At 40.2% G+C, this 17,026-nt stretch carries 3 protein-coding genes; all 3 read left to right on the forward strand.

What is annotated here, in order from left to right; translation table 11 throughout:
- Nucleotides 1-5: 5 nt before the first annotated feature.
- The 3 genes from UH1x_RS15095 to UH1x_RS15105 all read left to right on the forward strand — a co-directional run bounded on the left by UH1x_RS15095 (nucleotide 6) and on the right by UH1x_RS15105 (nucleotide 17,018).
- Entirely contained in the window at nucleotides 6-938 is a 933-nt protein-coding gene (locus UH1x_RS15095; protein WP_482622699.1) for a PorP/SprF family type IX secretion system membrane protein, read from the forward strand.
- Between the two features lie 11 nt (nucleotides 939-949).
- Entirely contained in the window at nucleotides 950-2,887 is a 1,938-nt protein-coding gene (locus UH1x_RS15100; protein WP_482622701.1) for an OmpA family protein, read from the forward strand.
- 625 nt (nucleotides 2,888-3,512) lie between these two features.
- The gene (locus UH1x_RS15105) at nucleotides 3,513-17,018 is read left to right on the forward strand and encodes a T9SS type B sorting domain-containing protein (RefSeq protein ID WP_482622703.1); all 13,506 of its coding nucleotides are present in this window, start codon (nucleotides 3,513-3,515) and stop codon (nucleotides 17,016-17,018) included.
- Nucleotides 17,019-17,026 lie beyond the last annotated feature (8 nt).

A 17,026-nucleotide genomic window follows, 5' to 3' on the forward strand; every position in this document is an offset into this window, starting at 1 on the left:
AAAAGATGAGAAAACTTATTTTCACAGTAATAATTACCGTTGCGGGACTCTTTTTGGGCCATGCGCAGCAAGACGCCCAGTACACGCAGTACATGTACAATACGATATCGGTGAACCCTGCGTATGCAGGTTCACGGGGAGTATTGAGCATAGCGGCACTCCATCGTTCACAGTGGGTGGGGCTTGACGGCGCACCTACGACGCAGACACTTAACTTCCATACCCCGGTATCCGAACATGTAGGATTGGGATTGTCCGTAGTGAACGACGAAATCGGAAACGGTACCAACCAGGATACCTATATCGATGCGGCGTTCAGCTATACGGTAAAGACCTCAGAGGAGGGGAAGCTGTCGTTCGGTCTAAAAGCGGGCGGACACCTGTTCAACGTGGACTTTACGAAACTGAGGAACTACGGGGCGGAGAGCAACCTGCCGAATATCGACAACAAGTTCTCGCCGAACTTCGGTGCTGGTATCTATTACCATACGGACCGTTTCTATACGGGACTATCGGTACCGAACTTCCTGCAAACCGAACATTTCGACAGTTCCGATACGAACAGTTCCAGTTTGATCGCGCAGGAGCGTATGAACCTCTATCTGATCACGGGCTATGTGTTCGAACTAAAGAACGATGTAAAGTTCAAACCTGCGGCACTTGTAAAAGCTGTAAAAGGCGCACCGTTACAGGTAGACCTGAGCGCGAACTTCCTGTTCAACGACAAGTTCTCCTTGGGAGCGGCGTATAGATGGGACGCGGCGATCAGCGCACTGTTCGGTTTCCAGCTGAACGACCAGTTGATGCTGGGTCTGGCATATGACAAGGAAACGACGGACCTTGGAGCTACCACGTTCAACGACGGATCCTTCGAGATCATGCTGAGGTACGAGTTCCTGAACAAATACAAACGAGTGATCACCCCAAGATTCTTTTAATAAAAAACGACATGAAAAAAACAGGATATATTTTTTGTGGCTTGGCGGTAATGGCTATGATGGCAAGCGCACAGGACAAGAAGATACAGAAAGCGGACACGAAATTCACGAACTATGCCTATGCCTCCGCGATACGATCGTACGAGCAATTGGTAAAGGACGGGAATACGGAGGAGGATATCTATAAGAACCTCGGCAACGCGAACTATCTGAACGCGAACTACGAAGAGGCATCTAGCTGGTACGGCAAACTGTTCGCATTGGAAGGCGCGGATATCGACCCGGAGTATATGTACCGCTACGCACAGACCTTGAAGTCATTGGAGAACTATACGGAATCCGACACATGGATGAACAAGTTCAAGAACGCAAAAGCGAACGATCAACGTGCCATCACTTTTGGAGAAAACCAGGATTATCTGGAACAGATCGAGGAACGCTCGGGCAGGTACGAACTAAAGAACATCGGGCTGAACTCGAAGGTATCGGACTTTGCGCCCTCTTTCTATGAAGACGGACTGGTGTTCTCTACGGCAAGGGACAGCGGACTGCTAACGAAGAACATCCATAAATGGAACAATGGTTCTTTCTTGAACCTGTACAAAGCGGCACAGGACGATCAAGGTAACTTTACCAATGTGGACAAGCTGAGCAAGCAACTGAACAAGAAGACCCATGAATCGTCGACGGCATTCACCAAGGACGGACAGACAATGTACTTTACAAGGAACAACTCCGACGAGGGCAAGTTCGAAAGGGACGAAGAAGGGGTAAGTAGGTTAAAGATATACAGGGCTACCAAAGAAAACAATGAATGGAAAAATATAGAGGAACTGCCTTTCAACGGTGACAGCTATTCGGTAGCACATCCTACGCTGAACAACGATGAAACCAAATTGTATTTCGCCTCGGACATGCCGGGAACGAAAGGGGAATCGGATATCTATGTTGTGGACATCAACACGGACGGTACTTTTGGTACACCGAAGAACCTAGGACCAAGAATCAACACGGAGGCAAGGGAGACCTTTCCGTTCGTAACGGAATCTAATAAACTATATTTCTCTTCGGACGGGCATCCGGGACTAGGGGGACTTGACGTCTTCGCAACGGACCTGAACAATGAAAGGGGAGAGATCTACAATGTAGGACGTCCTTTGAACGGGGAGGAAGACGACTTTTCATATATTATCAACGAAGAGACCAAGAAAGGCTTTTTCGCGTCGAACCGAAAAGGAGGACAGGGCAATGACGATATCTACGGTTTTGTGGAAATGACCCCGCTCGACTTTACATGTCATACAAATATTACGGGAATCGTAAAGGACGAGAAGACCAATGCACTGTTAACGGATGCATCGGTAACGGTATACGACAAGGATAACAAAGTGGTATCTAGCTCGAGCACGGATGCCAACGGAGCGTTCGAGATGGAAGGCAACTGCGCGGAAGGAAGTTACAAGGTAGTAGCTACCAAAGCGGACTATGAGGAAGGCAACAAAACCTTCATGACCGTCAAAGCTGAAGATGCCATGGGCATAGAGATCGTATTGGCACAGGTAGACCCATCGGCACCTGTAGGCACCGACCTTGCAAAATACCTGAACATAGAACCGATCTACTTTGATTTCGACAAGTACTTCATCAGGGAAGATGCCAAGATCAGCATAGAAAAGGTATTGGCATACCTTAACGAATACCCAAGTGTAAACGTACAGGTACGCTCGCATACGGACTCACGTGCTAATGATGCGTACAACATGCGTTTATCCGCGAACAGGGCAAAGGCAACAGCCGATTACCTCATAGCGGCGGGTATATCAAGCAACAGGATCTCATATGAAGGTTACGGCGAAACGGAGCTTACGAACGACTGTAGCAACAATGTTCCATGTAGCAAAGAGAACCATCAACTCAACAGAAGATCGGAGTTTATTGTGGTAGAATAATTTACAAAGATCAAATTAATTAAAAGTGGATAGAAGCAATGCTTCTATCCACTTTTTTTGTTTTCAACTGATATAGTACAAAAGATAAAAAAATAAAAGATGATTAGATTTTATTTAAATATTACTTAGTGTATCTCAAGTTTTAATACTAAGATTGGAAATCGCTTCAGGTTTTGTTAAAATCACTCTTTTTTCTGTAGGAACGTATGAACATTTTTTCAATTTTTTTAATATAATATTTGTAGGAATTACTGGTTGACCAATTTAAGGTGCGCCTGATATTTACACTTGCTCACAAAGATATTGGAAAATTAGAATTTCAATATTTAGGCTCTTAAGACCCGTAGATAATGGGTTTGGCTTGAAAACTACGTTTTAGCGAAGTATGACTGTTTAATACATACCTTTGCAAAGCCTGCTATAACTTACTTCATCGATAAAGTGCAATAAAATGGAGATATTACACATACGTTTTTTAACATTTGCCATACAACTATCTTCATTTCACAACAAAAAATATAAAACACTTTAGCCTTCAACTAGATTTGTGCTTATAACAAATATTTTGTAGTACTAAACTTACTTTTTAAGTAGTCCTTAAAAAATGTAAATATTTACCTCTAGTATGAAGTTTTCCATTAAAATTTTCTTTTTGTCTTTGTTGTTAATGCTGTTATATTCTAATGATATACAGGCGCAGATAGATAGTAATCGATATACCGTACTTCTCTCCCCAGATAATTTGCCAACATGTGGAGACGGTGATTCTTTTGAAGAGGTAACAATTAGTAGTAAGTTTCCAACTTGTACAGATTTCAGTATTACTTTTGATTTACCAGATGGTGTAGAGTATGTTGCCAATTCGGCGAGTATTACTTCACAGTCAGGTTCTGGTGATTATGTTCTTACAGCTGGAGGTACACCCTCTGATCCAGTTTTTACAATTTTACGACCTAGTAACGCTGAATGGCAGGTTGCTGATGAAGTGGTATTTAGGTTCAATAGAAGCGCAAGTTGTGATGCTGTACAATTTTTAAACTCGGGCGGGTTATTTAAAGATGCCCACACCATTAACTTTATAGATCAAGGTGGTCCAAATTCAGATTCAGATTCAGATATTACTGTTTCGTCATATCCATTATTAGCAGCTTCATTAAATATTTCAGCCATACCTACTGTTGATGCCAATGTTGGTGAAACGTATACTAGAGATATAACAATTGCGCAAGGTGGTAATGGTTGTACAGAAACATTTACATATTATGTAGATGTTGGTGAAGATGTCGATGATATATATGAGTTATCATATGCAGGAACACCCTTAACTCCTGTTTCAACGGTTGGTCAAGTATTGACTTATGAAATTGATTTAAACGCAGCTCCTTTTGCAGGAGTTGTCGGCAATAATGATAATTGCTTTGATAATGGTGAGGTTATTGTATTTCAAGAAGAGTTTAGAGTAGATGATTGTGTAGATACTGCTATAGTCCATAATACCTATTGGGGTTGTAATGCTGGCGAAACTTGCCAGGCTGCAGCTCCACAGACCGGGTCATTGAATTTTGGTGCAAATGTACCGGATATTGAAGTAACCAAAGTTGGATCTACAAACCCTGACTTATGCGAAGCGGTTACATATACAGTGAGAATCGAAAATACAAATGCCACTGCTGGTTCAATGGCTTTGGATGTTGGTATTAATTTGGGTAGAGGTGCAAATGGAAGTCCGGTTTCAACAGCGGATTCTAATCCTTTATGGGGCTATGAGCGCTTTGAAACTCGACAATTTTCAAATTTTAGATTTGGAACAAACCCTACTTTCACACCTAATAATGTCACGAGTGATTCTTACGCAACTACTACAACGAACGTAATACCTCCAAACTTTTTCACATCGGATCCTGATGGGGCCGGTGGTTTTGATGATTTAGATAATGATGGATATTATGATGATTTACCTCCTGGTGAATCAACAGAACTTTCTTTTGATTTTGAATTGACACCTAAGGATAATTGTGGTACCGGCAGGTTTGATTATCTGGAATGGGAGCATACCTATTTTGATGTGTTTTTTAAAGACCAATGTAAAAGTGATCGAATTCCAGAACGAATAGACTTAAATTACTTCAATATCATTAGGGATTATAGAAGTGTAACAGAAATTGATGCGCCAACAGATATTGTAAATAATGAAGATTTTACAATAGCAATTGCTCCATCAATGCAGGCTAATGGAACGGGAACACCAACGATCGACGGAGATGCTATATTTGCAGATAATGGTAATACGGAATGGAGTATTACCATAGAAGTGCCAACAGGTATGTCATTACAACCTTCTGCTTCTTCAGAATTTACACAAACAGGTAATACTATTACCTATACAACTACTACCATTAATAACGTTAGTGTTGAATTTAAGGATTGGGTAGAATTCCCATTAACTTTTTCGTGTGGTCCTAACGGTATACAAGCAATACCTTACACAACAAATTTTAAAGCAACCGGCTCTAGTGAAACATGTTGGGACCAAGATATTCATTGTGGCGTAATTAATATATATACCCATTGCCCAGGTCCATGTGTTGGTCCTGCAATTGAAGGTTTTGATGCTAAAAGAATTACAGCCGGATGGACGGATGAAACCATGTCTACAAAAGTAGTTTTAGATGACAACACAGGCGGTCTTAACAAATATATGGCAGGTGATCAAATGCAGATTACTACTACAGCCTCTATTAATAATATTTCCTTAGACAATTTATATTTTGATTTAACCTATAATACGCAAAGTTTGGCTGCTGGTGGGGCAGACATTATTACCCTTATAGATGCTCAGATAACCATAAACGATACACCAACTTCATCACAATCTGGTACTATTACCAATGCTCCTGTTTTAACAACTAATGGTACTACGGAACATATGTTGAGTTTTGATCTTTCAGATGATAGAACTTTAATAGGAGGAGCATATAATTATGAAGGAGATGCAAGTGAACAAGATATAGTTGAGTTGGTATTAACCTTTGAGTTCAGCAAAGATTTTGATGATATTGATTATTATGAACTAACTAATTTAAGGGGAGAGTTCTTTGGATTCACAGATCATCCTGCAAATACAGCCGCAAATAGAGTGGGTTGTGATACTTGGGGAGATAGGGCATTTTATTCTAGACCACGTATAAACCATAGTAATCAATCTAGATCAACTAATGGTTGTACCCCATCTAACGGTGTGCTATACTGGACACATAATATGGGACCAGATGATATGCACCCAGATGAATATAGACCAACAACTATCTGGACAAATACCGTAGTTGATATTCCGGAAGGAGCAAGATTTACAGGGAATATAACTTCTGTACAGTTTGAAAGTAGTACTTATTCAACAGCAACAGGCGAGTTCATAGCTACCGAAAGTAATGGACAAATAATAATTACCCCAGGACCTGGTTTTGTTAATCTGGATCAGACTTCTTTGATTCAACCTAGATTTTTCGTGGAGTTTATGGGTACATGTGAATCTCCTGCTTCAGTTCAATATCAATACACGATAAATTTTGAAAATTTCGCGTATACCGATGCTCCAGAAGCGGCAAGCATTTCGGGTACTAATACTTTTACTTATACTCAACCAACTTTTATTGTACAATCACCGGCACCAACGGTTAACGGGGATGCATATACGGTAGATTTTGATACTAACATAAGTAATACTAGTCCAGAAGATGTAGACTATAATTGGTTACAGGTTACTTCACCAGTAGGTATTAATATTACAGGTGCATTTTCTGTTGCTGCAGGTGTTGAAACACCAGTTAACTATTACCAATCAGGAGATAAAACTTGGATTGAAGCTGGTACTGTTGCATCGGGTGCTACAAAATCTTTACGATTTAAAGCAGACTTTGAAGATTGTACAGATTTAACAGTACTTGTAGAGCATGGTTGGGATTGTTCAGGTTATCCTGGCTATCCAGATACCAATGTAGATATAACAGATTATCAATCGGTAGGGGCAACGTGTTATCAAAATTCTACCTCTATAACTTTAGAGCCTAAAGGTTCACAAGTACAGGTAGCTATTACAAATCAACCAAATACACCACAAGATTTGTGTACGCCGTTTCATATTAATGTAGATGTAATTAGTGCGCAATTGGCAGATTTAGTTTTTCCGTCATTACAGTTTGCTATTCCTGGTGGTGATGGTGGTATTTCTATTGTAAGTACTAATGTTACTTATCCTAAAGGTTCTACTGATCCACTTGATACTCAACCGGTAACTGTTACTATAGAGAATGGTATTGCTAAAGTGAATTTATTAGAGCATACCAATATACTTGCGTTGAATGGTATAGCGGGTAACCCTGCAGTCAACTCTATAAATGAAAGAACCGCAGATGTTGATCTTGAAATTCAATTAGAGTGCGATTTTATATCGAATTCTGAATTTACCTTTAAAGTTTACGGAGAAGAACCATGTGGTGATATTGCTGCTGGTAACGGTTCTAGAATAGTTTCTAATTCTATACAAGCTTTAGGTGCAGTAGCTCCTTACACTACTTTTAGTGTAATAAGTCTTCCAGGTTTTGGAGCGCCTATACAAGGTTGTGGAGTTACAGACAATATATCTGTACAAACTACTATTAGTGGAGGTATAACTGGTACATCTGATTTCGGAAGGGTAACCTTACGTTCAGGTATAGAATATGTTGACGGATCTTTCACCAGTGCTGATGGAGCTACTTTTGTTAGTATTGCTACAGTAGGTGATCATCAAGAATTTATATTGGAATATCCTGCAGGTGTTGTTGATGGAGATGCTATAACTTTTGACTTTGATTTTATAACTACCGATGAAGGTATATGTGATGATACGGCAGAAGTCCAGATAGTAAATTATGTAACTGTAGGCGGTGTTACTTGTTCAACTGCTAGTTGTGCAGATTTTCAAGTAGCAACAGGTTTTACATATGAAATAATGCCTTTAGAAAAACCAATTTTGGTTGGTACGGCAAATGATAGCTTCTTTTCGGTAGATACCAGTAATAATTACGAATATCATTTATCGTTAGATATTGAGAATACCGCTCTTGTAGATGCAGATGCAGGTTATGCTTATAGTGTATACTGTGCGGATGTAAATGGAGATATTGATGGTGTTGCTATCTCAACAGGTACTATAGCTGATGCTATTCCTAATTCGTCTACAATTACAGATGAAATTATATTCACTACTGTTGGTGCTGCTTGTTCAGGTACTAATTTTATAGTAGAGTTTTTACCTTCTAGTTCCAATTGTCAGTGTGAGGCTATCTTAATTCCCGTTTCTGTAGCTTCAGGAGCTCCATTAGATTTAGATGATGATAATGACGGTATACCTGATGTTATTGAAGTATATAATGGCGATGCAGATGGTGACGGAACTTTAGATTATGAAGATCCAGATTTCTGTGCTGCTACTTTTGATGGTGTTAACGGATGGGATTGCGCAACAATGGGCTTACCTGATCCAGATGATGATTTAGATGGCGATGGTACTCCAAACTACTATGACACAGATTTTCCAACTTGCGGCGGATTAAATGCAAATGGTATATGTATTAATTTTGATACAGATGGCGATGGTGTTCCAAATCAATTAGACCTAGATTCTGACAATGATGGTATTACCGATATTGTTGAGAGTGGTTCTGGTAATATAGATGCAGACGGTGACGGTGTTCTTGATAATATTACGGATATAGATAATGACGGACTTGCAGATGTAGTGGATAATGATACTACAGATGGTCCAGAAGGTAGTGCACCTTGTACACCACAGAATGGTTGTGTACAAATTAATTCAACTTCAAATGTTTTTGATACAAATGGAGATGGTACTACTGATGATAGTGGTGATTTTGATGGCGACGGTATACTTAATGCTTACGATTTAGATAGTGACAATGACGGTATTTTAGATACGGTTGAAGCACAAACTACAAGTGGCTTTAATACCCCGGGTGCTATAGACCCATTAACAGGTATTCCTGTTGTTGGTACAGATACAGATGGTATTGATCCAATTGATACAGATGGTGATGGTAATCCAGATTACTTAGATTTAGATGCTGATAACGATGGTATTACAGATACTTTAGAAGCCGGTGGCGAAGATGCTGATGGCGATGGTGCTGTAGATGGTTTTGTAGATGCTGATGGTAACGGTGTTGCCGACAGTATAGATACTACTCCTTTACCAGATGAGGATTCTGATAATGACGGAATTTTAGATCGATTAGATTTAGATTCTGATAATGACGGAATTACAGATACTATAGAAGCTGGTGGTATGGATGGTGACGGTGATGGTATCATTGATACGTTTATGACCGATACGGATAATGACGGACTTGCTGATAGTGTAGACCCAGTTGGCCCTACTACTCCTGGTACGCCAATTCCAAATCCAGATACGGATAATGACGGTTTAGATGATAGAATAGATCTAGATTCAGAGAACGATGGTATTCCAGATGTAATTGAAGCTGGTGGTGAAGATCCAGATAACGATGGTAGAATCGGTACTGGTCCAATAGATGATGCAGACGGAGACGGACTTTCAGATATTGTAGATCCAGATGATAATACGACAACTGACTTGGCAGATGGCACAGGTACTCCATTACCAATTGATAATTTTGATGGTGATAGTGTTCCAAATCACTTAGACATAGATTCAGATAATGATGGTATTACAGATACTACTGAAGCTGGTGGTCTTGATGTTGACGGTGACGGTATCATAGATGGTTTTGATGATACAACGACAACAGATGGTTGGGATGATGCTACAGCAGCTTCTCCACTTCCAATACCAAATACAGATGGTACAGGTGGTGTAAACTATTTAGATATCGATGCCGATGATGATGGTATTCCAGATAATGTAGAAGCACAGACAACCGCTGGGTATATTGCTCCTGCAGATGGGGAGGCTGCTAACGGATTAGATACCAACTATCCTGTTGGTTTAACTCCTGTAAGTACAGATGGTGATTTAATTCCAGATTATTTAGATAGTGATTCTGACAATGATGGTGTTAGTGATGTAGAGGAAGCTGGTCAAGGAACAATCATAGATCCTTTAGCTGATGCTGATGCAGATGGCTTAAACGATGCTTTTGATGATACTCCAGGTAACGATGTAAATAATGATCTGGATACTGGTGCGATAGCAACAGATAATGTAGATGATTTAGATCCTGCAGAGGTCGACTTTAGATCCATATTAGATTCTGATAACGATGGTATTATGGATACTGTGGATATTGATGATGATAATGACGGAATCTTAGATGTTGATGAAACAGGCGATACAGACGGAGACGGTATTCCAGATAGTATTGACTTAGATTCTGATAATGATGGTATTCCAGATTCAATAGAAGCTGGTGGAACCGATGATGATGGTGACGGTCATATAGACTATCCAACCCCTGGTGACCCAACGTCTATGACAGATACGAATAATGACGGACTTGCAGATGAAATTGCAGCGACTCCTTTACCAGATGAAGATTCTGATGGTGACGGTATCGAAGATAGAATAGATTTAGATTCTGATAACGATGGTATTCCGGATGTAACAGAAGCTGGTGGTCCAGATGCGGACAATGACGGTGTTATAGATACTTTCGCTACGGATACAGACCGTGATGGCTTGGCAGATAGTGTTGATCCTGCAGATGCAACTACTCCAGGTACTCCTTTAGAAAGTCCTGATACCGATGGTGACGGATTTGATGATAGAATAGATACAGACTCTGATAATGATGGTATTCCAGATGTAACGGAAGCAGGTGGTTCTGACCCGGATAACGATGGTGTTATCGGAACAGGAACTATTGCTGATGCAGATGGTGACGGACTTTCAGATATTGCAGATACAGATGATAATACAACACCAACGGCTACAGATGGTCCTGGTACAGCTTTACCAATAGATAATTTTGACGGTGATGCTAATCCTAACCACTTAGATATAGATGCTGATAATGATGGTATTCTAGATGTAGTTGAAAATGGTACAGGTGCTTTAGATACCAATAATGATGGAGCTATTGACAGTACTGATGATGTATTCTTAGATGCAAATGATAATGGTCAAGCAGATGCTACAGAAGGTACTGCGCCATTAAATACAGATACAACAGGTGGTGCAAACTATATTGATATAGATGCAGATGATGATGGTATTCCAGATAATGTTGAAGCACAACCAACGGCAGCTTATGATGCTCCAGATGATGCTTTTGACACTGAAGGTTTAGATACTAATTATCCAAACGGAATTACACCTGCGGATACTGATAATGATTTAATTCCTGATTACTTGGATCCTGATTCTGACGATGATGGTACGCCAGATATTATTGAAGCCGGACAAGGAACATTGACAGATCCTTTGGCTGATGCTGACGGTGACGGGTTGAATGATGCTTTTGATGATACTCCAGGTTTAGATGTAAACAATGATTTGGATACAGGTGCAATCGCAACAGATAACGAAGATGATCTAGATACTGCTGAGGTCGATTTCAGATCTATATTAGATCGTGACCAAGATGGCATTATGGATATTGTTGATTTAGATGATGACAATGATGGTATTTCTGATTTAGATGAATCAAACGGGGTTGACCCAAGTGCAGATGATGATAATGATGGTATCGTAAATTATTTAGATGACGATCCTGCTGATCCACTAGTTGGTGATGTAAACGGAACTGTAGAGCCGGCATTCGATTTTGACGGTGACGGTATTCCTAACCACTTTGATATCGATGCGGATAATGACGGCATCTTTGATGTGTACGAAGCGGGTAATGATGCTTTAGATACTAACAATGACGGGGTTATTGATGGTATTGATGACAATTTTGAAGATAATAATAATGACGGTCAGGCAGATAGTTCAGAAGGTACAACGCCACTGAATACGGATACTACAGGAAATGCAGATTTCTTGGATATCGATGCCGATGATGATGGTATTCCAGATAACGTAGAGGCACAACCTACAACAGGTTATATTGTTCCTGCAGATGCATTCAATAGAGATGGTGTTGATACAAATTATCCAAATGGTCTTAGACCAGAGGATACGGATACAGATTTAACGCCTGATTATTTAGATGCAGATTCTGATGCTGATGGTACGCCAGATGTCATAGAAGCTGGTCAAGGTGCAATCACAGACCCATTGGCTGATGCCGACGGTGACGGATTGAACGATGCTTATGATGATACTCCTGGTAATGATGTAAACAATGATTTGGATACTGGTGCAATAGCAACGGATAACGAAGATGATTTAGATACCGCTGAGGTCGATTTCAGATCTATATTAGATCGTGACCAAGATGGTATTATGGATATCGTTGATCTAGATGATGACAATGATGGTATTTCTGATTTAGATGAGTCTAACGGGGTTGACCCAAGTGCAGATGATGATAATGATGGTATCGTAAATTATTTAGATGACGATCCTGCAGACCCATTAGTTGGTGATGTGAACGGAACTGTAGAGCCGGCATTCGATTTTGATGGTGATGGTATTCCTAATCATTTTGATATCGATGCGGATAATGACGGCATCTTTGATGTGTACGAAGCTGGTAATGATGCATTAGATACCAACAATGACGGTGTTATCGATAGTGTTGATGACAATTTTGAAGACAACAATAATGATGGTCAGGCAGATAGTTCAGAAGGTACAACACCTCTGAATACGGATACTACAGTAAATGCAGATTTCTTGGATATAGATGCCGATGATGATGGTATTCCAGATAACGTAGAGGCACAACCTACAACAGGTTATGTTGTTCCTGCAGATGCATTCAATAGAGATGGTGTTGATACAAATTATCCTAATGGTCTAAGACCAGAGGATACGGATACGGATTTAACTCCAGATTATTTAGACTTGGATTCTGAAAACGACGGAATTAGTGATGCATTAGAAGCGGGTCAAGGTACGTTAACAGATCCTTTAGCAGATGCTGATGGTGACGGATTGAACGATGCTTTTGATGATACCCCTGGTAATGATGTAAACAATGATTTGGATACTGGTGCAATAGCAACGGATAATGAAGATGATACAGATTTGACAGAAGTTGATTTTAGATCGGTATTGGATTTCGATCAAGATGGTATTCCAGATACGGTAGACCTTGATGACGATAACGATGGTATCTCAGATTTAGATGAAGCTAACGGAATCGATCCAAGTGCAGATGATGATAACGATGGTGTTCCAAACCATTCTGATGATGATCCAAACGATCCATTAGTTGGTGATGTAAACGGAACTACGGAACCAGCGTTCGATTTTGACGGTGACGGTATTCCAAATCACTTTGATATCGATGCGGATAATGACGGAATATTTGATGTGTACGAAGCGGGTAATGATGCTTTAGATACTAATAATGACGGTGTTATCGATAGTGTTGATGACAATTTTGAAGACAACAATAATGATGGTCAAGCAGACAGTTCAGAAGGTACAACACCACTGAATACGGATACTACAGGAAATGCAGATTTCTTGGATATCGATGCGGATGACGATGGTATTCCAGATAATGTAGAGGCACAACCTACAACTGGTTATGTTGTTCCTGCCGATACTTTTAGTCCAAATGGTGTAGATACAAATTACCCGAACGGATTAAGACCTGAGGATACAGATACGGATTTAACTCCTGATTATTTGGATGATGATTCTGACGATGATGGTATTTCAGATATGTTAGAAGCGGGTCAAGGTACGTTAACAGATCCTTTAGCAGATGCTGATGGTGACGGATTAAACGATGCTTTTGATGATACTCCGGGTAACGATGTAAACAATGATTTGGATACTGGTGCAATAGCAACGGATAACGAAGATGATGCTGATGTAGCTGAAGTTGATTTTAGATCGGTATTGGACTTTGATGGTGATGGTATCCCAGATACAGCAGATCTTGATGACGATAACGATGGTATCTCAGATTTAGATGAAGCTAACGGAATCGATCCAAGTGCAGATGACGATAACGATGGTGTTCCAAACCATTCTGATGATGATCCTAACGATCCATTAATTGGAGATGTAAACGGAACTACGGAACCAGCGTTCGATTTTGACGGTGATGGTATTCCAAATCACTTTGATATCGATGCGGATAATGACGGAATATTTGATGTATATGAAGCTGGTAATGATGCTTTAGATACTAACAATGACGGTGTAATCGACAATATCGATACTGGTTTTGAAGATAACAATAATGATGGTCAGGCAGATAGTTCAGAAGGTACAACACCACTGAATACCGATACAACCGGAAATGCAGATTTCTTGGATATCGATGCGGATGACGATGGTATTCCAGATAATGTAGAGGCACAACCTACAACTGGTTATGTTGTTCCTGCCGATACTTTTAGTCCAAATGGTGTAGATACAAATTACCCGAACGGATTAAGACCTGAGGATACGGATACAGATTTAACTCCTGATTATTTGGATGATGATTCTGACGATGATGGTATTTCAGATATGTTGGAAGCTGGACAAGGAACTCTTGTAGATCCTTTAGCAGATGCTGATAATGACGGATTAAACGATGCTTTTGATGATACAGTAGGTAACGATGTAAACAATGATTTGGATACTGGTGCAATAGCAACGGATAACGAAGACGATGCAGATATGGCTGAGGTTGACTTTAGGTCAATGCTAGATACTGATCAAGATGGTATTCCAGATACAGTAGATCTTGATGATGATAACGATGGTATCTCAGATTTAGATGAAGCTAACGGAATCGACCCAAGTGCAGATGATGATAACGATGGTGTTCCTAACCATTCCGATGATGATCCTAACGATCCATTAATTGGTGATGTAAACGGAACTACGGAACCAGCGTTCGATTTTGACGGTGACGGAATCCCTAACCACTTTGATATTGATGCGGATAATGATGGTATCGTAGATGTTGTGGAAGCTGGTAACGGTGACCTTGATACAAATAATGACGGTGTTATAGATGCTAATGATTCTGGATTTGCTGATGTGAATATTGATGGTCAAGCGGACAGTTCAGAAGGAACGACTCCACCAAATACAGATGGTACAGGTGAAGCTAACTTCTTGGATATCGATGCAGACGATGATGGTATTCCAGATAACGTAGAAGCACAACCTACTGATGCGTATATCGTACCAGCAGATGCTTTTGACGCAACCGGATTGGATACGAATTACCCAGGTGGATTGGTTCCAGAAGATACGGATATGGATGGTATTCCTGATTATTTGGATGACGACTCAGATGCCGATGGTGTTTCTGATGCTCTTGAAGCGGGACAAGGAACGTTAACTGATCCTTTGGCAGATGCAGATTCAGATGGTCTAAACGATGCCTATGACGATACTGTTGGTAATGATGTCAACAATGATCTGGATACAGGTGCCATTGCAACGGATAACGAAGATGATGCCGATTTAACTCAGGTAGATTTTAGAGATATCTTAGATTTCGATCAAGATGGTATTCCTGATACAATTGATTTGGATGACGATAACGATGGTATAGCTGATTTAGTGGAGACCAATGGAATTGATCCAAGTGCGGATGATGACAATGATGGTGTTCCAAACCATTCCGATGATGATCCTAACGATCCATTAATTGGTGATGTAAACGGAACAACTGAACCAGCGTTCGATTTTGACGGTGACGGTATCCCTAACCAATTTGATATTGATGCTGATAATGATGGTATTACAGATGTAGTGGAATCAGGTAATGGTGCACTTGACACAAACAATGACGGTGTTATAGATGCTAATGATTCTGGATTTGCTGATGCAAATACTGATGGTCAAGCAGATAGTTCAGAAGGAACGGTTCCTCCAAATACAGATGGTACAGGTGAAGCTAACTTCTTGGATATCGATGCGGATGATGATGGTATTCCAGATAACGTAGAAGCACAGCCTACCTTGGCGTATATTGTTCCTGCCGATACTTTTGATGAAGTAGGGTTGGATACCAACTATCCAGGTGGATTGGTTCCAGAAGATACGGACGGTGACGGAACTCCAGATTACTTGGACCTTGATTCTGAAGATGACGGTGTTCTAGACATTGATGAAACAGATGAAGGTACTTTTACAGGTATTGATTCTGATAATGATGGATTGGATGACGGGTTTGACAGGACTCCGGGTAACGATGTAAACAATGATTTGGATACGGGTGCTGACGGTACGGATAACGACGACGACGCTACCACACCAGAAGTGAACTTTAGAGAAATAGGTGATAGTGATGGCGATGGTGTTCTTGATACGCAAGAAGAAGCTGATGGTACGGATAAGAATGACCCTTGTGATTACGTAATAGAAAATATTACGCTTGATTTCTCAGGTGATTACTTAGTTGCCGATTGTGATGGCGATGGTGTAATTAACGGGCAAGAGCTTGAAGATGATACCAATCCGGAAGATCCTTGTGATTACAATGAAGGTAGCATAACCTTGGAACAAGGTGGTGATTATTTGATTTCCGATTGTGATGAAGATGGTCTTACAACTTCTCAAGAATTGGCGATCGGTACGGATCCAGATGTTGCAGATACAGATGGAGATACTATCGTAGATGGACAAGAGATAACAGACGGTACAGATCCGCTTAACCCTTGTGATTCATTGAACGGTGTTCCAACCTTAGAAGCAGGTTGTGATCCAGAATTGGTAGAGACAGGTATTTCTGTTATCAATGAAATCATTACACCGGATAATGATGGTACAAATGATGAGTTCTTAATAGATAATATAGAGTCATATCCTAACAATACGGTACAAATCTATAACAGATGGGGTGTATTGGTTTATGAAATGAACGGTTACAATAATGTTACGAATACTTTTAAAGGAGTTTCTAACGGAAGGGTAACTATATCAACCGACTCGAAGTTACCTGTAGGTACTTATTTCTATATAATCAAGTATAATAACAATGGTGACAATTTAAATAAAGCCGGTTACCTATACATCAACAGATAAAAAAATCC

It is taken from the genome of Maribacter sp. UH1 (assembly GCF_056839145.1).